The organism is Alteromonas sp. ABH2_165, from assembly GCF_056159945.1.
Genome location: NZ_JBSWWF010000007.1, coordinates 67,325 through 89,113, shown reverse-complemented (window position 1 = coordinate 89,113; position 21,789 = coordinate 67,325). Strand labels below are relative to the sequence as shown.

The window sequence follows — 21,789 nt, the reverse complement described above, 5'->3', positions numbered from 1 at the left end:
GTTTTAGCGCTTAGCTCGTGTTTCGTTCAAATCCTAAAGTTCTATCAGTCGAATAGACTCGTCAGGCGCTTATGGATCCGCAACATATTCCTGGAAATACTCGACACGACATCTTCTGAGAACTCTTTGGGTAACGCTCGTCTGGCCCTTTCCAGAGCGCCAGGAACGTTAGAGTAAAAATACTGAAGAATTTCAAGCATATCATCTTCAGAAAATCCGACTTCTTTTGCCGTCAGCAAAAAGTGCCGTGGTTGTATGTACTCACATTGATATTTCTTGCCTTTTGTTCCACTTACACCCATTGCGAGTTTCAGTTCCCGAATATTCAGCCCCTTACCACCGGTAATCGGGTGCGCGGAAATGATGTCGTAAAGTGGGGTTAACTGAAATCCACTATCCGCTTTAATGAAAAGTGAGAAATTCTTCGCGTGTCCGTCAGTTGCACCAAGCAGCCAGAATAAAACCTGAGCCCGCATGAAAGTATTTCTACCTTTCTGTGGCTCGGAAGAGCCGAGGAGGAAGGCCATAATTTGTCTGGTTCCAGGTCCTCCCTGGGATTCGTACTTATTACCAGGGCTAACACCGAGTGCCTGACAAAAGTCTTCCTGAGGTAACCGCATCAGTCAGCTTTTATCTGATGAAAATTTTCGGTCGAAGCGTTCTACAGCCAGAGCTTTGATTTCACCAACAACAATAATTCGGCTGTCAGGGACATCGAAGTCTAACTCTCTGGCAATGAGTAAGCAAAAGTGTTCATTCTCGACACTTTTTGATAGATCCAGTGTATTAAACGGAGTCTTGATTTCGCCAATTGGCAATTTGAATATATGGGTGGTCGGCGTTGTGCCTTTTGGCAGGCACCATTGGTTGTTCGCAAAAAGAAGTGCTGTCTTTTCCTGTGCTCCAGCGATAGAAATACGAAATTCTTCATCACCTTTATATACGCTATACCGGATATCTTTAAAATATACTCTGTAGCGTATAAAAGCAATTTTACCTGTTAAAGACGGTATTCACTATGAAAGATACAATTGTAGGCCTTCTCACACTACTGCTGCTGCATCAGCGCCGTATAAAACTGCGTTGCTCTTACTAAATTCTCAATACTTACCCGTTCATTGGTGCCATGAAAACCCGCTAAATCGTCGTTGTTGATCACCATTGGGTTGAACCGGTAAGCATTAGTGATATCGCCATAAAAGCGGCTGTCGGTGGCAGCAATAGTTAGTCCAGGAGTGATAATTGCCTCGGGATAGACCGCGCGGGTGGTTTGTACCAACTGGGTGAATCCGGCGTTGTCGGTGGCGGCAACGGGTGAGGCTTCGATGAATTCGCCTACCTCTAATTTTACACGCTCGTCGTCAATCGCGGCAGTAACCCAGTTCACTACATCCTGAACCGTATCACGGGGATGCAGGCGGAAGTTAATAGTGGCGGTTGCTGTTGCCGGTAACACGTTAGATTTCACGCTACCAGAGAGCATGGTAGGGGCTGTTGTGGTGCGCATCATAGCGTTACCGCTTTTAGTATCGTCAAGCACGCTGCTCAGCAACGGTTTAAATAGCCATAGATTTGCAAAGAGTAAGCGCTTACTAAAGTCCATATTACGGGCGATATCGCCGTACATTTTTTCGCTGATCCCTTCAAGGCCGCCGGGTAACGGGGCGCTTTTCAGCTTCACCAATGCTTCTGCAAGTACCGTTACTGCCGTATCTACCGGCGGCATAGAACTGTGTCCACCTTCACCGTGGGCGGTAAGCTTCAGCGTCAGATAGCCTTTTTCAGAAACATTAATGCTCGCAATACCTTTATCTACACCGGGCACAATGCCATCGAGTACAAACGAACCTTCATCCAGCGACCACGCTGGGCTGATATTGTTATCACGGAACCATTGCGTCACCGCCACCGCGCCGTCCTCGCTGCCGAGTTCTTCATCATGGGTGAGGGTGATATAAATATCCTGTTTCGGCGTAAAGCCGGTTTTCAGTAGGCCAGATACCGACGCCATCAGAGAAATTACTGCACTTTTGTCGTCGAGAGCACCACGGCCCCATATGTACCCTTCGGCAATATCACCGGCGAATGGGGAATGAGACCATTCATTCTCGGTACCAGGATTCACCGGCACCACATCATAGTGAGCGGAAAACAGAACCGGCTGCGCGTTTCCTTCTTTTCCGTTCCAGCGAAGTAATAAGGTGTGAGTGTTGATACGGGTAAGGCTGAGCTGTTCAAACACATCAGGGTAAGTATGCTCGAGCCACTGCTGAAATGCCCTGAAGCCAGCGTAATCATCCGGGTTACCGTTTTCCCAGGAAATAGTTTTAAAGGTAATGGCTTCGGAAAGCTGCTTTGCCAGCGTGTCGGCGTCAGGCTGAATGAGCGCCATTGGCTTTAACGGCGCGTTCTCAACGGGAGTATATCGCACGGCATTGAAGATAAGAATGCCAAGCAGGCCAACCAGCAAAACCCCGACAATTTTAAAAAAACGCAGCATAAATAAATCCTTTCAATGGCGTCCTGCAAGTTACGTCATTCAATAGTAAATGTTTTGAAAAAAGCCGTTAACGCAGTCATTCAGCGCGCCATATTCGTTACAAGAGTGAATCAATAACCATTTTCACAGCCTGCCGCAGAGAAGGAAAGGCAATATCCTGTAGCTTAACCTGCTCAGGTTGCAACCACTTTACAGCGGCAATTTCTGCTGCCTGTAGCATAAACTCAGGCTTTTTATCCAGCTGCGCAATATAGAAGCCATCACACGTGTGATAGCGCACTCCGGCATAATCGTAGACGTTTGGCGCTGACATCAGATATTTCCAGTCAGTAATATGAATACCCAGTTCTTCGCGGGTTTCGCGTACTAAGGCTTGTTCAAGCGACTCGTCAAAATCGACAAAACCTCCGGGTAAGCCCAGTTTTCCTTTGCCCGGTGCTTTTCCTCGCACAGTGAACAAAAGTTTGCCGTCGTGAACCAGAACTCCTGCCACCGCTGTTGCTGCATTAATAAAATAGGTGAAGTCACAGTGGTCGCAGTTATAGCGGTTTTCGGTTAGCCGAAACGCATCACTGGCACAGGAAGGGCAGAACGTAAAAGGCTTTGGATTCATCGAGCAGGAATATCGGAAAATAATTTCCGATAGCATGCCATAAAAGGGTACCCGAGCGCCAAAAAACGACAAAACACCCGGGTACCAACGGAGACTGGTCGGAAATGAGCGGCGTTGCACCGCGCCATCCGATTAGTTTGATATAGCGCTAAATGCTGGTTTAAGCAGTGATGAGCCAGTGGATACCGGGCCAATCACAAAGCTAAACGAGTAAGCAGTGTCATTCAGTAGGTAGGCGTCGTAAGGTTTTTCCCCCCAGCTATTATCGCCGCCCACACCCATTTGTCTGTAGTCGATGTTCAGATCCACAAAGTCCTGCTTCCTCACGTCAATAGTGTGTCGCTGCTGCTTGGTTTCACCGGGATCAAGCTGGTCGATACCATAGTGGTGCGCGGAGAATTCAAACACCGGGGCGCCGTGAATCAGCAAACCCTGTACATCGTTGGTTAGTGTGAGCCAGCGGGTGTCGGTACGATTACCGTTTTCCTGAGGACGGGTGTAGGCGTATCCCAAATCTTCCACGTCACCTGCAAACAGACCAATGAACGCTGAAGCTTTGCGGTCTGCATAGTTCTCGTGTGGACCACGACCATAGTAATGCACGTTGGAATAGGCCAGTGGCAGGCGGGTGTTAAAACCGATACGCGGAATTTCCAGTGTTTCGTCAGTCGGTGACACATTTAATTGCGTGTCTACGGTGAGTGTACAGTCTGATGCCACCGAATAAGTAATATCAGCCAGCGCGCCGGTTTCAGCCAGCGTTACGTGCTGCTTAATCACTACAGATTGTCCGCTCTTGTTCACTTCTTGCAGCTCGCCATGCTGATTGCGGGTCGCCGCTTTCCAGCTTTTACTGCGCACCGGCATCTTGTTGCCAAAGTCATTATCCGTAGGCGCACGCCAGAAGTTAAGTTTCAGCGGCGATGACAGAATGGCATCACCATCGCGACTCAGCGCAGTTACATAGCCCTGTTCGTCAAAGCTCACTTCACACTGCTTGCCGGAAACCGTGGTGCTGTCTGCCGATTTGAGCACTTTCAGCGAGCCGGTGGCTACCGGAGTGTAGCTGGCGAAACTGCCTTTTAGCGCTATCTGATCGGCAGCCATCACGTTACTTTTATCGGTGAATGCAAAGTCGTGGGCAGGTGACACGGTGAAATTTATCAGATACTCGCTGTCCCCCTTCAGTGAAGACGCCAGCTGTGGCAGTGTAAACGCACTGGTTTGCTGGGCATCAACGCCAATGTCCAGTTCACCGGTTTTTACCACGGCGCCGTCTTTCAGCAGCGACCAGCTGAAATCGTAGTCGTCACTGCCGGTGAAGAAATTCTCGTTATAAACCGAGAAACCGTCTTCCATGTTGCCGCTGAAATGGAAGTTCTGATAAATATGCTTCACTTCATGCAGCCCGGGATGGGCTGTGCGGTCGGCGTTAATCAGTCCGTTCAGCAGGAAGTTGCTGTCATTGTGCACGCCTTCCGGCTCGAAGTCGCCGCCGTAACCCCAGTAGCTTTCGCCGTTTTCGTTTTCAATCAGTAAGCCCTGATCCACCCAGTCCCAGATAAAGCCACCCTGAACCCGTGGCTCGCTGCGCACCATGTCCCACAGCTCTGTGAGATTGCCGGTACTGTTTCCCATAGCGTGAGCGTACTCTGCCCAGATGAAGGGGCGGGTTTGGTCTTTTGAAAGGTGGCGCTGTTTAATCTCATCAATCGATGCATACATCCAGGTCACAATATCGGTGTGTCGTTCGGTAAAGACATCATCACGGCGCTCAGCTTTGTCGTACAGCGTTACCCGTGAGTCATCAAAATCTTTTACCCACTTGTAAGCATCAATAAAAGTAGGGCCATCACCGGCCTCATTACCTAGTGACCAGAACACTACCGATGCATGGTTTTTGTCTCGCTCGACAACGCGCTTAATACGGTCGTGATGCATCCCGGCAAACTCATGCATGTTCGCCGGTGTGGCATCCGGTTCAAAACCGAAGCCGTGAGATTCAATATTGGCTTCATCCACTACATATAAACCGTATTCGTCAGTGAGCTTGTAGAAATGCGGGTCGTTGGGATAGTGAGAGGTGCGGACTGCGTTTATGTTGTTCTGCTTCATCAGCAGCACGTCCTGAAGCATACTTTCCCGTGATACCACGTGGCCGGTACGCTCATCATGCTCAATACGGTTCACGCCCTTGATCAGAATGGGCTGGCCGTTAACGTGCAGCTGTCCATCTTTAATCCGCACATCGCGGAAACCAATGCGGGTGGAATAAAATACCGGTTTATCGCCATCTTTCGCAGCAAATACCAAGGTGTACAGATTCGGGGTTTCTGCTGTCCAGGCTTGTACGTCCGGCACGGTCAGCGAAATAGCATCCTGCGGCGAATAATCACCGGATACAGAATAGGTGTTTTTACCCTGTTTAATCAGTTTGTTTTCCGGCGAATATAGTGAGTAACTGAATTCAGTTTTTGCCGGCATATCAGTCACATTGCGGAAAGTAGTGCTCAGAGAAAGCGTTCCGTTGGTGAAATTGTCGGTCAGGCCGGTTTTGGCAAAAACGTCATATAGGTAGGTTTTCGGTGACGCCACCAGATAAACATCCCGCTCAATACCGGCAAGGCGCCAGAAATCCTGATCTTCCAGGTAGCTGCCATCAGAGAAACGAATAACTTCGGCAACAAGGGTATTCTCTCCGTCTTGCAGATACGGCGTGAGATCGAATTCCGCTGGTGTTTTGCTGTCTTCGCTGTAGCCGACTTTCTTACCATTCACATAAAGATAAAAGGCAGATTTCACCGCACCAAAATGAACCGTGATTTGTTTGTCTTTCCAGTCATCCGGCACGCTGAAGGTTTTCAGGTACACGCCGGTAGGGTTGTAATCTGGTGTAATTGGTGGCTTGCGCGAGTAAGGATAATCAATGTTAGTGTATATAGGGAAATCATAGCCATCGAGCTGCCAGTTCGATGGCACTGGCATATCGTTCCAGCCTTTCTCGCTGCCGGTTTCAGAAAAATCGGTAGCAGCAACATGCAACGGGTTTTCGTAGTACTTGAAACGCCAGGTGCCGTTAAGGCTTTGATAATAAGGCGAAGCCGTTTGCTCATCAGTTTTAGCTTCAGTTATTGTACCGTAAGGATAAAGCGTGCTGTGTGGTGGCAGGGTATTAACTTTGAAAACGCTGAGATCCTGCCACTCGGGCTTATCTGCCGCCACAGCAGGAACAGCAAACGCGAGGCCAATACAGTACGACAGTGCTGTCAGGCCGCTTTTAAACGGAAAACGGAATTGGTTCATAGAAAGCCTGGATTAAAGAAGAGATAAAAAAAGGCAGAAATCATGAAGTAACGATTTCTGCCTTAGAGTGTCTACATCAGAACGTATAGAGTGCGCTCAGGTAGTAGCTGCTGCCAATAGCCGTGGAGGTCTGCCAGATTGGTGTACTTTCAGAGTAGTACGCATCTTCATCGTTGCCGTTGATGTTCAGGGCACCGAAGCGCAGGTTCAGGTTATCAGTCACGTTGTAGCCCAGCAGAATGTCAATCTGGTTTCTGCCGTCTACCACACGTCCCTGACGGGCAAAGAAGGAGTCTGACTGCGTTTGAACATAAGGGCTGCGGTGGTTAAGCATTACACGGGCAGTGAAGGTTTCGTTTTCCCAGTAACCGATAAGGTTCCAGGTTTCCTCTGACGAATTAGACAATACGTAACCATCTGAGTCATCCGCGTCAATGTAGGTGTAGTTCGCACTGAAACCAAAACCTTCAACCGGTAACCACGCATCCAGGCCCTGATTCCAGCCTAGCTCGTAGCCGCGTAAACCCAGTTTGCTATCATCATTGTAGGAGCTGATAATTTCATAGTAGTTGCCATCTGCATCTATGCAGTCTGAACCGCTTAAAGAAAGCTCAATACCTTCATAACTCGTTGGGCAAACGTACTCTGAAACAGTACCGTTCTTGATATCTTTCCAGAACAGAGCCAGCGTTACACTGTCACCTTCACCATAGTAATACTCCAGCCCCAGGTCGATTTGGTCAGCGGTCATTGCCTCCATATAAGGCTGTCCCAGATTGATCGAGTAAGACGTTGTACCGAAAGAATTATTTGAAGACTCCTGAGATGGTGCGATTTGCGAACTCGAAGTCAGGATTGGACGAACCAGCACTTTCGCAGCGGCAAATCGAGCTTGCAGACTATCGTTAATTTCCAGAACCATATTCAGGTTTGGCAGGAAGTTATTATAGTCAAAGCTGGTGGTGTACTCGCCAATTGCGATTTTCACATCCCCATTTCGAGGGTCGGTATCGCCGGTCAGGTAGGTATTTACGTCGCGGTCAGTGGTTTCATACCGTGCACCAAGATTTCCGCGTAACACCATGTCACCAATGTCTGTTTCGAAGTCAGCCTGCGCATATACCGACATGATGTCGCGTTCCAGTCCATAGCTCGATTGTGGGCTGAACAGTGCAGGAATCGAAATACCTTCCGATTCAAGCGCATTAATATATGCCTGAATGTCAGGTGCTATCCACTCACTAGGAATAGACATGTCGCCATCAAGGAAATCAGTCACAAGGAAGGAATAATCTGCTAACTGTGGTTGGTCGGCAGGATCGGCTTCGCCTACAGTTTGTCGGTCTACACGATAGACTTCGCGGTCGAAGGTTTCCTGACGAAATTTAGCTCCCAGTGAAAACTGAGTAATGAAGCTATTTTCTATAAAGCGCACAGCATCAAACTGAACAGAGTTTTCTTCCGACGCCATATTGCGAATAGCGCCGTTTGGAAAAGTATTCCGAATCGTTCTGTCTGGTGTATAAATTGATGCGTCCGTCAGCTCATCCAGTGTGGTGAAGACAACATTGTTACTGTCTGATAAATCGAGGGTAGCACCACTGATCATCGATTCAATAATGGCTGCTTCTTCACTGCTGTCCAGTGTGCCTTTGGTGTGATGCAGCACGCCACTTAACTTCCAGTTATCGGTATCATATGTGGTTTCAAATGTCAGAGCTTCAGTTTTCGCAGTTTGGTCTTCTAACTGACGGTTGTTACCAATAACAAATTCTCCAACAGAGGTGTTGTAATATGCGCCGTTAACAGCCTCTCCAACCGGAGTGAGGTCGTCGCTCATCCAGTTCATTGAAAATACTTGCTGCAGAAGGTCGTTATAGGTCTGATCTTCGACGTAAATACCAGTTAGTACCATTTCCAGTTCATCAGTAGGACGATACTGGAACGTACCGTTAGCCATATAACGTTTGGTTTCGCGATCTATACGTCGATAACGTGGTTGCTCTCCATAAATATTCCCTTCGTCATCTGTTAGCCACTTATCCATGAACATAACGTCAACGCGGTCGTCCAGCTCCTGATAACCAGCGTTCAAAAATACACCAAAGGTTTCATCAGCAAACTGATCGACATAAGTTACGTTTGCCTTTGGAGTAACACTATCTGTAGGTGACAGCTCAGAATACTGGCCTTTTACCGACATCAATACTTTACGCTCATCGTAAGACAGAGGGCGGGTAGTATTAATATTTATAGTACCGGACAAGCCGCCGGAATCCATATCCGCCGTAGGCGATTTCACCACTTCAATGGCAGAAGCAAGTTCCGACTGAATAATGTCGAAGCGGAAACCGCTGGTGAAGTCGGCGCTGGCCATTGACTGGTTGTTCACAGTAGTGCGGGCATACTGCGCACCCAGACCACGAACACTGATCGTGGAACCACGACCGTTAATGTTAGAAATCTGTACACCCGGGATACGCTGAATTGCTTCAGCGATGTTTTCCGTCGGGAATTTACCAATATCTTCTGAAGTGATGATATCGGTAACCTTGGTTTCTTCCTTTTTCAGTGCTGCGGCTTCCGCGAGACTGGAGCGGTAAGTTACCCCTATCCGTTCAATATCTTCCGGTGCGGCACCTGCCTGCTCTTGAGCGAATGCAGCTGTGTTAAGTGCGCAAAGCACAGAGGTTGCCAGAACAGATCTGGCCAACAACTTAATGTGGCTTTTTTTAGTCATGATGAATTCCCTGGTTTTAAGTGTACATCTCAGTGTTTTAACTTTTCCGGCTAATGGCTTTACTGGCATTGGCGAACATCGTATGAATTTTACGCTAACAACTGTTGTCAACGTTGTCAAACTAAAATGTTGAAATTTTATGACAGTGACAAAATTGCTCTTTCACTGTGCAGAAAAGCGTTTTTTTGGTGCTTGCAGGGTTTTATTGCGATGAATATCCTAATTGAACTTATTTGTTGTCATCTTGCGTCAAAAGCTTGAGTCAGACTTTCAACCCGTATCTTCCAGTAAAATCATTGTAAAAATAATGTTCAAATTCTCCTGTTGACAACGTTGACTCATGCTGGTTTTTAGTTTATTGGTATAAAAGGTAATCAATTTGCCGCAGTCACCCTGTATGGAGAATTTATAAAATGAAAGGTATCAGAGAATTTCGCTTAGCAATGTTGCTGGCAGGACTGACGGCGAGTTCCGCTCAGGCTACTCATGAAATAACTGTCGACGCTGATCCTTCAGTGACTGGCCCTGTAATCAGCAAAAACATATATGGCCAGTTTGCTGAGCATCTCGGCTACGGGATTTATGAGGGTCTCTGGGTTGGTAAAGATTCCACAATCCCAAACACAGAAGGTTTCCGGAATGACGTTGTCGGTGCGCTAAAAGAGTTGCATGTCCCGGTTATTCGATGGCCTGGTGGATGTTTTGCCGATGAATATCATTGGCGCGACGGCATCGGACCGCAAAAAGACAGGCCGGTTAAGGTGAACACTAATTGGGGCGGCGTGGAAGAAGATAATCAGGTTGGCACTCACGAAATATTCACACTAACTGAAATGCTGGGCGCAGATTTGTATCTCAACATTAATCTTGGAAGCGGCACAGTGAAAGAAATGGCCGACTGGGTGGAGTACATTACTGCCGATAACAATTCAACACTGGCTCAGGAAAGACGTAAAAATGGCAGGGACAAACCATGGAGTCTGCCGTTCATCGGTATCGGGAATGAAGCGTGGGGTTGCGGTGGGCACATGAGCCCGGAGTACTATGTTGACCTCTATCGACAGTTTGGAACTTTCGTAAAAACGTCACAAAAGCCTTATCCCACACTGGTGGCTAGTGGTGGTACTGATGGTAAATCTGAGTGGACCGACATCCTGAGCAAAAAGTTGGGTGAGCGCACTGATGCCATCAGCTTCCACTACTACACACTCCCAACCGGCGACTGGAACGATAAAGGTGAGGCAACTGGTTTCGACAGCGATATGTGGTTTAAAACCATGGACCGCACATACAAGATGAAAGGATATCTGGAAGAGAATCTGGCCTTCCTGGAAAAGAATGATCCAGACAATAAGATCGCGTTCTACGTTGATGAGTGGGGTACCTGGTACAACGCACATGAAGGCACGAATCCGGGCTTTCTCATTCAGCAAAACTCCCTTCGTGATGCAGTAATTACTGCCGTTAATCTGAATCTGTTTCACGACCACGCCGATCGCGTGAAAATGACGAATATCGCGCAAATGGTGAACGTGCTTCAGGCCATGATCCTCACTGATGAAGACAAAATGTTACTTACGCCAACCTATCATGTATTCAGGATGTACCGGGTGTTTCAGGATGCTGTCTCTGTGCCGGCCGAAGTATCAGAAGGAGAATATCGACAGGGTGACGTATCACTGCCTGCCACCACGGTGTCTGTGGCGAATGGAGAAGATGGCGGGGTGTACGTGGCCATGGTGAATATGGATCCTGAAGAAGCGTCAAGTGTTACGCTTAATATCGATGGCGTAAAAGGTGGCGATCTTGAATTGCTTACCGCAAACGCTATGGATGCGCACAATACCTTCAGCAAACCTGAGCTTGTAAAGCCGGTACGAGTTTCATTTTCCGGTACCACGGTAAAACTGCCGCCCAAAGCCGTAGCGGTTGCGAAGCTAAAATTCTGACAAGGAACGTTTCATGAAAGTTATCTGTGCAGGGCTGCTTTTTGTAGCCGCAAACCTCGCCGCCGCTGAGGTGCCTTTTTCAGCAAATTTAGCGGTGAAAACAGCTGGTAATCCGGCGCAGAACATCCAGCACCAGTGGCAGGCTGAAAGTGAAGCCGACTGGCGTTTGAAGTCTCAGGAGTTCGATGGCGCAAGTATTCTTGTACATAAAGAGGGTGAAACGTTAGCGGTGACTATTGAAGCCCTCGCCGATGTGAACATCAATCTGCAACTGCACATTCCAATCGCTTACGACTTCAGCGACAGCGATTTGTTTCTGCCGGGGTTCTGGTACAAGAAGAACCTCAAGGTATCAGATGGTGCACCGTCGGCCGATGTCAGTCACCACTGGTCGTTTCGCGAAGACCGGTTAAGTATTCCGCTTACCAGTGTGTTCAGCCTGGCTAGCGAGCAGGGCATGATGGTGATGCGTACCGACAAACATCAGAAGGACGCCGTTTCTCTGCCCGGAAAGGGTGAAATGATCCTGTCCGGTCAGAGCGATATTGGCAGTGCTGGCTTTGCCGATATCGGGGGCAAAGTCGCTCTGCAGGTGGGTTTCCCGTTCTTGGAAGCGCCTTACACATACACTAAAAAACTAAATCTGGCACCGCTTTCTCAGGCTTTCCTGCCAATGAAAAAGGGCCAGACGGTAACGCTGAACTATGAAATCAGCACCGTAGACGCAGGGGATTTCTCGTCCTTTGTGGCCGCCGTGTGAGAACGGGCATATGATGAATTCAAGCCGCAGCCGGTTAGCAATTCCCTGCCAACCGAACAAGTAAAAAGCATTCTGTCGCAGTTTTATCAGCAGAGCTTTACTGACGACTATGAACTCGCGGGCTTCTCGGGTCAGAACATTACAGTGGAGAACGCAGAAATCCGCCCTAACTTCGAGGTGGGCTTTATTGGCCGGGTACTGCTGAACGCCTTTAACGCCATTGAATATGGCCGTGCGCACAACGAATCAGCACTGGTGGAAAAAGGTGAAGCAGTAATTGGCAGCTATACCGAAACGGGCTTCAACAGCGGCGGTTTCCTTCGTGAAGAAGTGAATTTTGAAAAGGGCAGGGAAACTCAGGACTATTCTATTCGTCGTCAATCCGAAGGGTTATACGCACTGTTTCTGTATTTGCAGTATGAAAATCAGCGGGGTGAATCTCATCCCCAGCTGGAAACCAAAATTCGCCGTTTACTCAGCAATATGCTGACGTTGCAGAAAAACAACGGCAGTTTCCCACGCAAGTTCGACATTAATATGAAAGTGGTGGATGAGGCCGAAGGTAGCAGCGCTTCAGCGGTACTGGCGCTGACTTTTGCTCATCGCTATTTCGGTGAGGACATTTATCTTAAGGCAGCACGCCACACCGACGACGAGCAGCAATACCAACGCTACGTAGATGCCGCAGCGGAAGCGAATTACTTTGTGATGTCGTGGTTCTATTTATGGGATGTGCCGTTCGCACCGGGTCAGATGCTGGGCGATATCGGCCTGAAAACCCGCGGCTGGGGTAATGTGTCGGCAGAAAACAATCACATCGATGCCTATATCTTCGGTTACCTCAATGTGATGCGTTGGGTGGCAGCAGAGAAGCAGGATAAGCGTGCGGCCAATATGGCTGATGTGATCCAGACCTCCCTAACCAGCCAGCTGTTGCCGCGCCCCGGCCACATGGCAGGTATGGCGAAAGTAGGTTATCACCCGGAAGTGGTACAGCACACTAACTGGCAGTATCACCATAATGGGAAAGGCTTCTACAACGATGATTTTGCCCCGGGCTGGGTAGTCGCTTCTATCTGGGAAATGCTTTCTGAGGATCGGGCGAAACAGTTTTTGAAGGCGAAGCAATAATGCGAACGGCTGTCCGAAAATTTCCGATCACGGCGATTATCGCCACACTGAGTGCATCTTTGGTCGCCCATGCAGAAATTCCGGCACAAATCGTCGCCACTGTCAGCAGCCCTGACAAACATCTTGTGGTAGAACTGCAACTCAATAACAACAAGCCAGAATACCGGGTGAAGTATCACAATAAGCCGTTTCTCGAATGGTCGTCTCTGGGGCTCAATACTTCTGCGGGCGATATCTCCGGCAATATTAGGTTTTCTGGTAGTTCGCAAGGGAAGGTGAATACTACTTATCAGATGGATCGGGCGAAAGTAAGCGAGGTGCATTACGAGGCGAACACGCTCACAGCTTCCTTCGGCGACGTGCAGGAGCTGCAGGTCGAGTTTCAGGTATCTGACAACAACATTGCCTTTCGCTACATTCTTGATTCTGAGGAAAAGGTCACCCGGGTGAAAGTGTTCAGCGAAGCCACCACCTTCAATCTGCCAGACGATGCTACTACTCTCCTGTCGCCCCAGGCGCTGCCGGAAACCGGATGGATGCAGACAAAACCCAGCTACGAAGAGCCTTACACCTTTGAAGAGCCGGTAAGTACTGCGTCGGCCAATGGTGCAGGCTATACGTTTCCTGGCTTATTCCGTATAAAAGACGGCGGCTATCTGCTTATCAGCGAAACCGGCGTAGACAGCAAGTATGTGGGATCCCGTCTTGGCGAGAGTAAAGCCAATGGGGTATATCCACTGGCGTTCCCGCAACAAGGCGAAAACGGCGGCATTGGTGAAACCTTTCCAACTATGGCTACACCGGCCATCACGCCCTGGCGCACCATCACAGTGGGTCACGATTTAGCACCCATTGTGGAAAGTAACATCAGTCACGATGTGGTGCAGCCGAAATATAAGCCGTCTCAGCATTACGAACCCGGGCGAGCTACCTGGAGCTGGATTGTGTGGCAGGACGACAGCATTAACTATGATGATCAGATTACATATATCGATCTGGCAGCCAGCCTGAACTTCGAATACGTGCTGATTGATAACTGGTGGGACGTCAACATCGGCCGGGCGCGTATGGCGGAGCTAGTGGAATACGCCGCGACTAGAAATGTCGGCGTGGTGTTGTGGTACAACTCTAACGGCTGGTGGAACGATGCGCCACAAACGCCGCAGGACAGAATGAACACCGCACCGGCACGACGTAACGAAATGGCATGGTTGCTATCTATTGGTGTAAAGGGCATTAAAGTAGATTTCTTCGGCGGCGATAAGCAGGATACCATGCGCTTATATGAAGATATTTTCACAGATGCTAACGATTACGGTATTGCTGTTACTGTTCATGGCAGCACGCTGCCCCGGGGCTGGGAGCGCATGTATCCCAATTTTGTGACCTCTGAAGCGGTGCTGGCGTCAGAGAACCTGGTGTTCTTTCAGCCCTCGCTGGATGCACATGCCCGTAACGCCACAATACTACCTTTCACCCGAAATCCTCTGGCCTCCATGGACTTTGCCCCCGTTTTCCTTAACCAGCGCCTGTCCCGCGAACAAAACAAAGGTACCACCCGCAGCACCACCGATGCGTTTGAGCTGGCCACCGGCGTACTTTACTTCTCACCTGTTCAGCATTTCGGGGGTAACGCCGAACAATCTCAGCGAACAGCCGGATTTCGTTATTGATGCGTTAAAAGCCATGCCCGCCACCTGGGATGAAACCCGTTTGATCAGCGGCGATATTGGTAAACATGTCGCTATAGCACGCAGAAAAGGCTATACCTGGTACATTGCGGTGGTAAACGGGGAAGATCAGGCCAAAACCTTACCTCTCACTATTCCCCCTGCTATGCAGGGGAGTTTTCGCCTGATTGGCGATACAACAGGTCCTGAGGGTAATTTTACCGGCAAGGCTGAGCTACATCAGGTGAAGCTTAACCACTCGTTCTCATTAAAGCTGGCGCCGCAGGGCGGGGCGCTGCTGATTTCACAGTAAATACTGACCTGCTTTCTGTGCTTACTTCGGCCTTAAAGCAGGTGCTAATATCATCATTTCGCTAGAATTTTCCCTTTCATGCGCACATTGCTGCAATTCGCATAAAGTATTTTCGTTCATAAACCCCATGAACAATATGCCCAAAATCACCCTTTCGATTTAATCGTTAATTACATCCATTACATGGTGTTAACTGTCGGTTAACAATATTCTTGCCGCGTTAATATCTGAGTGTGAAGCGAACAAATGAAAAAATTATCACTTGGGCTGTTATGCCTGGCAGCAGTATCACAAGCTAACGCGCAATCTGATGAAGTGTCGTCGGCAAACCAGAACACCACTTCGTTGGAAGAAAGAATTACTTCGTTGGAAAGCGAACTGGCTTCTTTAAAAGCCGACACCGAAGCTGACAATAAATGGCTGAATGTGGGTGGTCGACTACAGATCGACTTTAACGCCTTTGATGGTGCCTATAATGCCGAAAACGATGGCGCTACGGCGACCAAATTATTTCCCCGTCGTGCACGTATTTCTGTCGACGGCGAACGTGGCGACTTTGAATACAAAATGATTCTGGAGTTTGCTGATGAAACCGCAGAAATCCTGTTGTTGCGTTTCGAGTATCACGGATTCGAGAACGGCCCGACCATTAAGTTCGGTAAAATTCGTGAAGATATCTCTTTAGCGGCGTTATCGAGTTCAAAGCACCTGGCGCTGATTGAGCGTTCAAGTGTGGCGAATACCATGTCACCGTACTTCCGCTGGGGTGTGGCGGCAAGTCAGTACTTTGAAAGTACCGGTTTGCGCTATGCCTTCGGTGTGCATAAGAACGATGCGTTCAGCGCCAGTGGTAGCGATGAAGATGGTGCTATGACACTGGCTTACACCGGCCGTTTAACCTGGAACACGCCTCTGGCGGATGGTCAGCTTGTTCACCTGGGCGGCTGGGGTTCATACCGTGAATTCGGCGGTGACGAACTGGGTGCGCGATTTGCCCGCGCTGGCATTCGCGAACCTAATACCCGTTTGGTGGACTATGCCGCTGGCGGAGAACAGGTCGCGCTGGATCACTTAAGCCAATACGGCCTTGAAGCCGCATACCAGCACGACAGTCTGCTGGTGCAAAGTGAATACGCGGTGCGTGACATTGCGACGCAGGACCCAGCTTCAATTCTCGATGGTGAAAGCTACCAAGGCTACTACGTAGAAGCCAGTTATATGCTCACTGGTGAAACCAAAGAATATAAAGCTGGCGCAGGTCGCTTTAACCAGCCGAAAGGAGTCGCTGATGCGTGGGAAATCGCCGCCCGTGCATCGTCGATGGACGCCACCAGCGAGTTTCAGGGAACTAAAGCTGAAAGTTACACGCTGGGGGTGTCCTACTACATCGATACAGACACCAAGATCATGCTGAATGGTGTTCATAGCAAGGTATCCGGTCCGGGTACAGCCGCTCTGGTTGGCAATGAAACCAGCGGCAACGCGTTAACAGCGCGCTTCCATTACGATTTCTAAGGAGGATTGTGTGCGATTATTTCTGATTAGCTTATTTACACTGCTTTGCCTCAGCAACACTGCGATGGCCAAAGATCATTTTTTGATCCCAGGTGGGCCAGGCGGCGGCTGGGACACCACAGCCCGTGGTATTGGTGAAGCGTTGATGAAATCAGGCTTATCAGATAACGCCTCATTCCAGAATATGTCAGGGGGCGGTGGCGGTCGTGCTATCGCTTACTTGATTGAAATCGCTGACCGTCAGGGCGATATGTTAATGGTGAATTCAACGCCTATCGTTATTCGTGCCCTTACCGGTCAGGTGCCATACAGCTACCGCGATGTAAAGCCCATCGCCAGCATCATTGCGGACTACGGCGCGTTTATTGTGCGTGCTGATTCACCACTGAAAACCTGGGACGATGCAGTAGCAGAACTGCGTAAAAACGTGCGTTCACTCACCATCGCTGGCGGCTCTGCCCGTGGCAGTATGGACCATTTGGTTGCTGCGCTGGCGGTAAACGCGGCGGGTCTTGAAGGTTCACGCATTCGCTACATCCCTTACGATGCCGGCGGTCAGGCAAAAGCCGGTCTGCTTTCCGGTGAAGTGCAAATGCTGTCTACCGGTTTAAGTGAAGCGTTGGAAATTGCTGAAAGCGGTCAGGCCCGGATTCTGGCCATCACCGCGCCGGACACCATTCCTGCTTATCCTGAACTGCCTACGCTAAAGTCTCTTGGCTATGACACCAGTTTTGTAAACTGGCGTGGCTTATTTGCCTATCCGGATGTACCTGACGAAAAAGTGCAGGAATACATCGACTTATATAGCAAGCTGCTGAAAACCCCGCAGTGGGCAGCAGTACGCGATCGTAACGGCTGGATGGACTTATTCCGTACCACCGACGACTTTGAAGCCGATCTACAGGCCCAGGAAAAGCAGCTCAGGGAGCTGATGACCGAACTCGGCTTCATTCAATAGGAGAACACCATGTTATTAAGATTCGTATTAGGGCCTTTGTTGTTCCTGATGTTCTTCACTGTTTACGGCATTTATGCGTGGCAAATTCCATTGCTGCCGTTTGAGCAGTACGAAGCGGTGGATTCGTCCACGCTGCCAAAAATTTACGCCGGACTCGGCGTTATTTTCAGTTTTCTGGGGGGTATCGCGCAGTACATTAAGTACCGCGATGAAGGCGACGACCATGCGCCGCTGGGTCTGAAAAAAGAAAATATTAAAACCATTGCGTTGGTCATCTTGTTGATGGTGATTTACAGCGCACTGCTGGAGCCGCTGGGCTTCATCGTTTCTACCTTACTGTTCCTGATTGCAGGTTTCTGGGTCATGGGTGAACGCCGGGGACGCATCCTGTTGCTCTCCTCAGTGCCTATGGTTGTCATATTCTGGCTCGTCATGACCCAACTTCTTGATATCTATCTCGCCACCGGCACTTTCTGGAGTTAATGATGTTTGATGCACTCATGGTCGGCGTAGACGCGGCCTTTCAATGGAATAACGTGATGTACGTGGTGGTGGGCTGTCTGGTGGGTACCTTCATTGGTATGCTACCGGGCTTAGGGCCTATTACTGCAATTGCCCTGATGATCCCTATCACTTACAGCATCGGCCCCAGCTCGGGTATGATCTTAATGGCCGGGGTTTACTATGGCGCCATTTTCGGTGGCTCAACCAGTTCTATTCTGATTAACGCGCCAGGTGTTGCCGGTACCGTGGCCTCGTCATTCGATGGTTATCCCATGGCCCGCAAAGGCATGGCCGGTAAGGCACTTGCCATTGCCGCCTGGTCGTCGTTTACCGGTGGTACTATCGGTGCAGTAATGCTGATGGTGGCTGCACCTACGCTGGCTGAAGTTTCACTCAGCTTTTATTCTGGCGACTACGTAATGCTGATGTTTGTGGGCTTAACCGCTATCGCCGCGTTCTCCAGTAACGGTGAATTCCTCAAAGCCATGATGATGACCATCTTTGGTTTGGCGCTGTCGACCATTGGTATCGACCCGTCTTCCGGTACCGAGCGTTTTACTTTTGGTCAGCCTGATTTACTCGATGGTTTAAGCTTCCTGCTGATTGCGATGGCCACGTTTGCACTGTCTGAAGCGCTGATGAATGTGATCAAGCCCGACAAACAGAAAGACGAAGACATGGGCAAAGGCAACCTCGGTAGCTTTAAGCTCACCAAAGGCGACGTAAAAGAAATCGCACCGTCGGTGGGACGCTCCTCTGTACTTGGCTTCCTGATTGGCGTACTGCCAGGTGCAGGCGCCACTATTGCCAGCTTCATGGCTTACGCAGCAGAGCGTAACCTGGCACCAGCGAAGTACAAGAAAGACTTCGGTGAAGGTGCCAAGCGTGGTCTGGCTGCGCCGGAAGCGGCGAACAACGCTGCCTGTACGGGCTCATTCGTACCGCTGCTAACGTTAGGTATTCCAGGTTCTGGTACTACGGCAATCATGCTGGGTGCGCTTATCGCTTACGGCCTGCAACCTGGTCCGCTGTTGATGCAAGACAATCCGGACGTATTCTGGTCGGTTATTGTTTCCATGTACTTCGGTAACATCGTACTGCTTATTCTGAACTTGCCGCTCATTCCGTATCTGGCCAAAGTGTTGGTGTTGCCGAAGCCGTTGCTCACCATTTTCATTCTGTTCTTCAGTTTGATTGGTGTGTATCTGGTATCGTTCAATACCTTCGACTTGTTCATGATGATTGGTTTCGCCTGTATTGCCTTGTTGCTTCGCCTGTTGTCGTTCCCCATGGCACCGCTGTTGTTAGGTTTCATCTTAGGCGATATGATTGAGCGCAATTTCCGCCGTGCAATGTTGATTTCAGACGGTTCTATGAACTGGCTGTGGGAACGTCCGCTTACGCTGACCATTTTCATCATTGCTATCGTGGTGTTGTTTGTTCCACTGTTTGGCTTTATGAAAGGTCGCTTAAACAAAACAACAGCGACACCTGATTAAATAAGACAATCACAACCGAGGCCACCTGTTGAAACTGAAACTCTCTCTTAAGGGGAAACTGGAAACCTGGCTGGTGGCCTGTATCGCTTTACTGAGTATGTCAGCGTTACTGGTGCTTACACTGGTCAGTAAATATCAGGTGGCTTCGGTTATTCGTGAAAAAACGGGTCAGCAAGCATTGGCTATTGCCCGCTCTCTGGCTAGTCGACCCGACCTTACCGCCGCAGTAGAAAAAGAGTATTTTCCTCCCGCGCTACGCAAAGAACTCGCATTGCTACAGCACGGTTACGGTGCCAGCTTTGTGGTGGTAGGAAACGAAGATCAAATTCGTTTGTTTCATCCTATCGAGCAAAAAATTGGTGACCCAATGATAGGTGGCGACAGCGACGAAGCATTGCAGGGCAATTACTATATTTCACAGGCTACGGGTTCGTTAGGGCCGTCTATTCGCGGTAAAGCTCCCGTACGCAATGCCAGTGGTGAGATCATCGGGCTGGTGTCGGTGGGTTATCTCGATGCCTCTGTCGATATGGCTGTAGGCAAGCGCACTCTACTCATCATTGTGATTGCCGTTGCTATACTCATTCTTTCTATCGTGGCTGCCATGTGGATAGGCCGTCAGGTGCGCAGTAAACTCTTTGGCCTGCAGCCGGAAGAGATTGGCCGCTTGTATGCCGAGCAGAATGCTATTTTCAACACTGTGCGAACCGGGATTATTGCGGTGAGTACCGACGGTAAAATCCAGCGTATTAATCAACGGGCGAAAGACCTGCTTTATCCGGCCGACAGCGCCGAACCCGAGATGCTGCAAGATATCTTTTCTCAGCATGCCGAGTTTTTACTTCGAGATCCCGAGCCGAATATTACGGGGTTTGAACTGTTCGCCAATCAGCAATCGCTGGTGTTATCGCGACTGCCCATGAGAGTAGACAATCAGACCACCGGCATACTCATCACACTGCGTCCGGCCGATGAAGTAGAGCACCTCTCACGGCAATTGGCCCGAGTCGAAGCTTTCGCTGAACTGCTGCGGGTACAAACCCATGATTATTCAAACAAGCTGAATACCCTGGCGGCATTACTGCAGATGGGGAATACCGACAAAGCTATGGAGTTGATTAATGCGGAAAGCCAAGGCGTGCAGGCTCAGGTTCAGCAATTACTGCAACAGGTGCATACGCCGCTGATTGCCGCGTTATTGTTTGGCAAGTACCACAAGGCAAGGGAATGTAACGTACCGTTTGAAATCAATGAAGACGTTCACCTCGACAATTACGAGAACGAACAGCTGCTGGAGTGTCTGGTTTCTATTTTCGGTAACTTGATCGATAATGCCATCGAAGCTGCTCAGCGCTCTGACAAACCCGAAAAGCAAGTAACGGTTACTTTAGAGGAAATGGGGAGCAACATTGTATTTGATGTGGAAGACAGCGGCGACGGTATTGATCCCGCCAATGCAGAGCGTATTTTTGCGCCGTCTTACAGCAGTAAAAGTGATGCCCGGCATGGCGTGGGCATGTATCTGGTAAAAACCTATCTTGAAGCCTGTAACGGTACCATTGAAATAGGTGAATCCGAACTGGGAGGTGCACGCTTTTCGGTGTACATACCCAAACCCGAAGGTCAGAGTTAGTTATGCCGTATTCCTGCGTTATCGTTGAAGATCAGCCCGAAGTTGCCCAGTTTCTGGCACAGCAGTTAATTGCCAGTGGCCGCTATACAATTATGGGAATGGCCAACGATACACGCACAGCCAAAGCGTTGCTTAGCGCCATGCAACCAGATTTGTTGCTCATGGATGTGTATCTGCCCGACGGTAACGGCTTGGATATTCTCCGTGATTTCCGCGATCAAATGCAAAAATGCGAAGTCTTTCTGCTTACTGCAGCCAAAGAAGTACAAGTACTGGAACAGGCCATGAAGCTTGGCGTCACCGATTTTCTGGTAAAGCCTATTTTGCTACCTCGCCTCGAACAGGCGCTGAAAAACTTCGAGAACCGTCAGCAGCAGCTTTCCCACGCGCCAGAACTCACCCAATCGGTGGTTGATCAGTTCTTCAGTCGACAGCACAGCCATAGCGTACAGCGTTTACCCAAAGGCGTAGACGGCCTAACGCTGCAAAAAATTCAGGACGTATTTAAGTCAGATCCTAAAGCCGCTCTCAGTGCTCAGCAGGTGGGCGATAAAATTGGTGTAAGCCGTTCCACCGCCCGCCGTTATTTAGAGTACTTGTTGGAAACGGAAGATCTTATCGCTGAGCAAATTTATGGTTCAGTCGGCCGACCAGAGCGCTGTTACAGACTGAAGCCGTAGCGTTCGCTCATCACTGGCGTA

At 49.4% G+C, this 21,789-nt stretch carries 15 protein-coding genes and 1 pseudogene; 11 read left to right on the top strand and 5 right to left on the bottom strand.

Annotated elements, in window-relative coordinates; genetic code table 11:
- Nucleotides 1-44: 44 nt before the first annotated feature.
- From ACXAFQ_RS14475 to ACXAFQ_RS14455, 5 genes and pseudogenes are all read right to left on the bottom strand, one after another.
- Nucleotides 45-911, bottom strand: a pseudogene (locus tag ACXAFQ_RS14475) (HipA domain-containing protein).
- A gap of 137 nt (nt 912-1,048) precedes the next feature.
- Entirely contained in the window at nt 1,049-2,500 is a 1,452-nt protein-coding gene (locus tag ACXAFQ_RS14470) for a M20 family peptidase (protein ID WP_474823826.1), read from the bottom strand.
- Nucleotides 2,501-2,597: 97 nt separating this feature from the next.
- Nucleotides 2,598-3,113, bottom strand: a complete 516-nt coding sequence (locus ACXAFQ_RS14465; protein ID WP_474823824.1) for an NUDIX hydrolase — start codon at nt 3,111-3,113, stop codon at nt 2,598-2,600.
- Nucleotides 3,114-3,245: 132 nt separating this feature from the next.
- Nucleotides 3,246-6,416, bottom strand: coding sequence for a beta-galactosidase, LacZ type (gene lacZ, locus ACXAFQ_RS14460; RefSeq protein WP_474823822.1), 3,171 nt, complete (start codon nt 6,414-6,416; stop codon nt 3,246-3,248).
- Nucleotides 6,417-6,492: 76 nt separating this feature from the next.
- Nucleotides 6,493-9,156, bottom strand: coding sequence for a TonB-dependent receptor (locus ACXAFQ_RS14455; RefSeq protein ID WP_474823820.1), 2,664 nt, complete (start codon nt 9,154-9,156; stop codon nt 6,493-6,495).
- A gap of 413 nt (nt 9,157-9,569) precedes the next feature.
- On the opposite strand from ACXAFQ_RS14455, the gene ACXAFQ_RS14450 reads away from it, so the two are divergent.
- The 11 genes from ACXAFQ_RS14450 to ACXAFQ_RS14400 all read left to right on the top strand — a co-directional run bounded on the left by ACXAFQ_RS14450 (nt 9,570) and on the right by ACXAFQ_RS14400 (nt 21,768).
- Nucleotides 9,570-11,105 (top strand): alpha-N-arabinofuranosidase, encoded by a 1,536-nt coding sequence (locus ACXAFQ_RS14450; RefSeq protein ID WP_474823818.1) that lies wholly within the window; start codon nt 9,570-9,572, stop codon nt 11,103-11,105.
- A gap of 13 nt (nt 11,106-11,118) precedes the next feature.
- Nucleotides 11,119-11,865: a hypothetical protein gene (locus tag ACXAFQ_RS14445; RefSeq protein WP_474823816.1), complete on the top strand. Its 747-nt coding sequence runs from the start codon at nt 11,119-11,121 to the stop codon at nt 11,863-11,865.
- 144 nt (nt 11,866-12,009) lie between these two features.
- Entirely contained in the window at nt 12,010-12,996 is a 987-nt protein-coding gene (locus ACXAFQ_RS14440) for a hypothetical protein (protein WP_474823814.1), read from the top strand.
- Nucleotides 12,996-14,669: a glycoside hydrolase family 97 N-terminal domain-containing protein gene (locus ACXAFQ_RS14435; protein WP_474823812.1), complete on the top strand. Its 1,674-nt coding sequence runs from the start codon at nt 12,996-12,998 to the stop codon at nt 14,667-14,669. The genes ACXAFQ_RS14440 and ACXAFQ_RS14435 overlap by 1 nt, the downstream gene beginning before the upstream one ends.
- Entirely contained in the window at nt 14,569-14,979 is a 411-nt protein-coding gene (locus tag ACXAFQ_RS14430; protein ID WP_474823810.1) for a glycoside hydrolase family 97 C-terminal domain-containing protein, read from the top strand. Before ACXAFQ_RS14435 ends, ACXAFQ_RS14430 begins: the two co-directional genes overlap by 101 nt.
- Before the next feature lie 246 nt (nt 14,980-15,225).
- On the top strand, nt 15,226-16,494 hold the full coding sequence (locus ACXAFQ_RS14425; RefSeq protein WP_474823808.1) for an OprO/OprP family phosphate-selective porin: 1,269 nt from the start codon (nt 15,226-15,228) through the stop codon (nt 16,492-16,494).
- Nucleotides 16,495-16,558: 64 nt separating this feature from the next.
- A complete protein-coding gene (locus ACXAFQ_RS14420) occupies nt 16,559-17,452 on the top strand; it encodes a Bug family tripartite tricarboxylate transporter substrate binding protein (protein ID WP_474824172.1) in 894 nt (297 codons plus the stop codon).
- A gap of 9 nt (nt 17,453-17,461) precedes the next feature.
- The gene (locus tag ACXAFQ_RS14415; protein ID WP_474823806.1) at nt 17,462-17,935 is read left to right on the top strand and encodes a tripartite tricarboxylate transporter TctB family protein; all 474 of its coding nucleotides are present in this window, start codon (nt 17,462-17,464) and stop codon (nt 17,933-17,935) included.
- 2 nt (nt 17,936-17,937) lie between these two features.
- Nucleotides 17,938-19,455, top strand: coding sequence for a tripartite tricarboxylate transporter permease (locus ACXAFQ_RS14410; protein WP_474823804.1), 1,518 nt, complete (start codon nt 17,938-17,940; stop codon nt 19,453-19,455).
- A 28-nt stretch (nt 19,456-19,483) separates the two neighbouring features.
- On the top strand, nt 19,484-21,088 hold the full coding sequence (locus ACXAFQ_RS14405; RefSeq protein ID WP_474823802.1) for a sensor histidine kinase: 1,605 nt from the start codon (nt 19,484-19,486) through the stop codon (nt 21,086-21,088).
- 2 nt (nt 21,089-21,090) lie between these two features.
- Complete coding sequence (locus ACXAFQ_RS14400) at nt 21,091-21,768, top strand: response regulator (protein WP_474823800.1); 678 nt, start codon at nt 21,091-21,093, stop codon at nt 21,766-21,768.
- The last annotated feature ends 21 nt before the right edge of the window (nt 21,769-21,789 follow it).

Excerpts from the sequence above, each read along its gene's own strand:
- ACXAFQ_RS14455 (WP_474823820.1), bottom strand. The coding sequence starts at position 9,156 with ATGACTAAAAAAAGCCACATTAAGTTGTTGGCCAGATCTGTTCTGGCA.
- ACXAFQ_RS14465 (WP_474823824.1), bottom strand. The coding sequence starts at position 3,113 with ATGAATCCAAAGCCTTTTACGTTCTGCCCTTCCTGTGCCAGTGATGCG.
- ACXAFQ_RS14400 (WP_474823800.1), top strand. The coding sequence starts at position 21,091 with ATGCCGTATTCCTGCGTTATCGTTGAAGATCAGCCCGAAGTTGCCCAG.
- ACXAFQ_RS14425 (WP_474823808.1), top strand. The coding sequence starts at position 15,226 with ATGAAAAAATTATCACTTGGGCTGTTATGCCTGGCAGCAGTATCACAA.
- ACXAFQ_RS14430 (WP_474823810.1), top strand. The coding sequence starts at position 14,569 with ATGCGTTTGAGCTGGCCACCGGCGTACTTTACTTCTCACCTGTTCAGC.
- ACXAFQ_RS14420 (WP_474824172.1), top strand. The coding sequence starts at position 16,559 with ATGGCCAAAGATCATTTTTTGATCCCAGGTGGGCCAGGCGGCGGCTGG.
- lacZ (WP_474823822.1), bottom strand. The coding sequence starts at position 6,416 with ATGAACCAATTCCGTTTTCCGTTTAAAAGCGGCCTGACAGCACTGTCG.
- ACXAFQ_RS14450 (WP_474823818.1), top strand. The coding sequence starts at position 9,570 with ATGAAAGGTATCAGAGAATTTCGCTTAGCAATGTTGCTGGCAGGACTG.
- ACXAFQ_RS14470 (WP_474823826.1), bottom strand. The coding sequence starts at position 2,500 with ATGCTGCGTTTTTTTAAAATTGTCGGGGTTTTGCTGGTTGGCCTGCTT.
- ACXAFQ_RS14435 (WP_474823812.1), top strand. The coding sequence starts at position 12,996 with ATGCGAACGGCTGTCCGAAAATTTCCGATCACGGCGATTATCGCCACA.
- ACXAFQ_RS14445 (WP_474823816.1), top strand. The coding sequence starts at position 11,119 with ATGAAAGTTATCTGTGCAGGGCTGCTTTTTGTAGCCGCAAACCTCGCC.
- ACXAFQ_RS14410 (WP_474823804.1), top strand. The coding sequence starts at position 17,938 with ATGTTTGATGCACTCATGGTCGGCGTAGACGCGGCCTTTCAATGGAAT.
- ACXAFQ_RS14415 (WP_474823806.1), top strand. The coding sequence starts at position 17,462 with ATGTTATTAAGATTCGTATTAGGGCCTTTGTTGTTCCTGATGTTCTTC.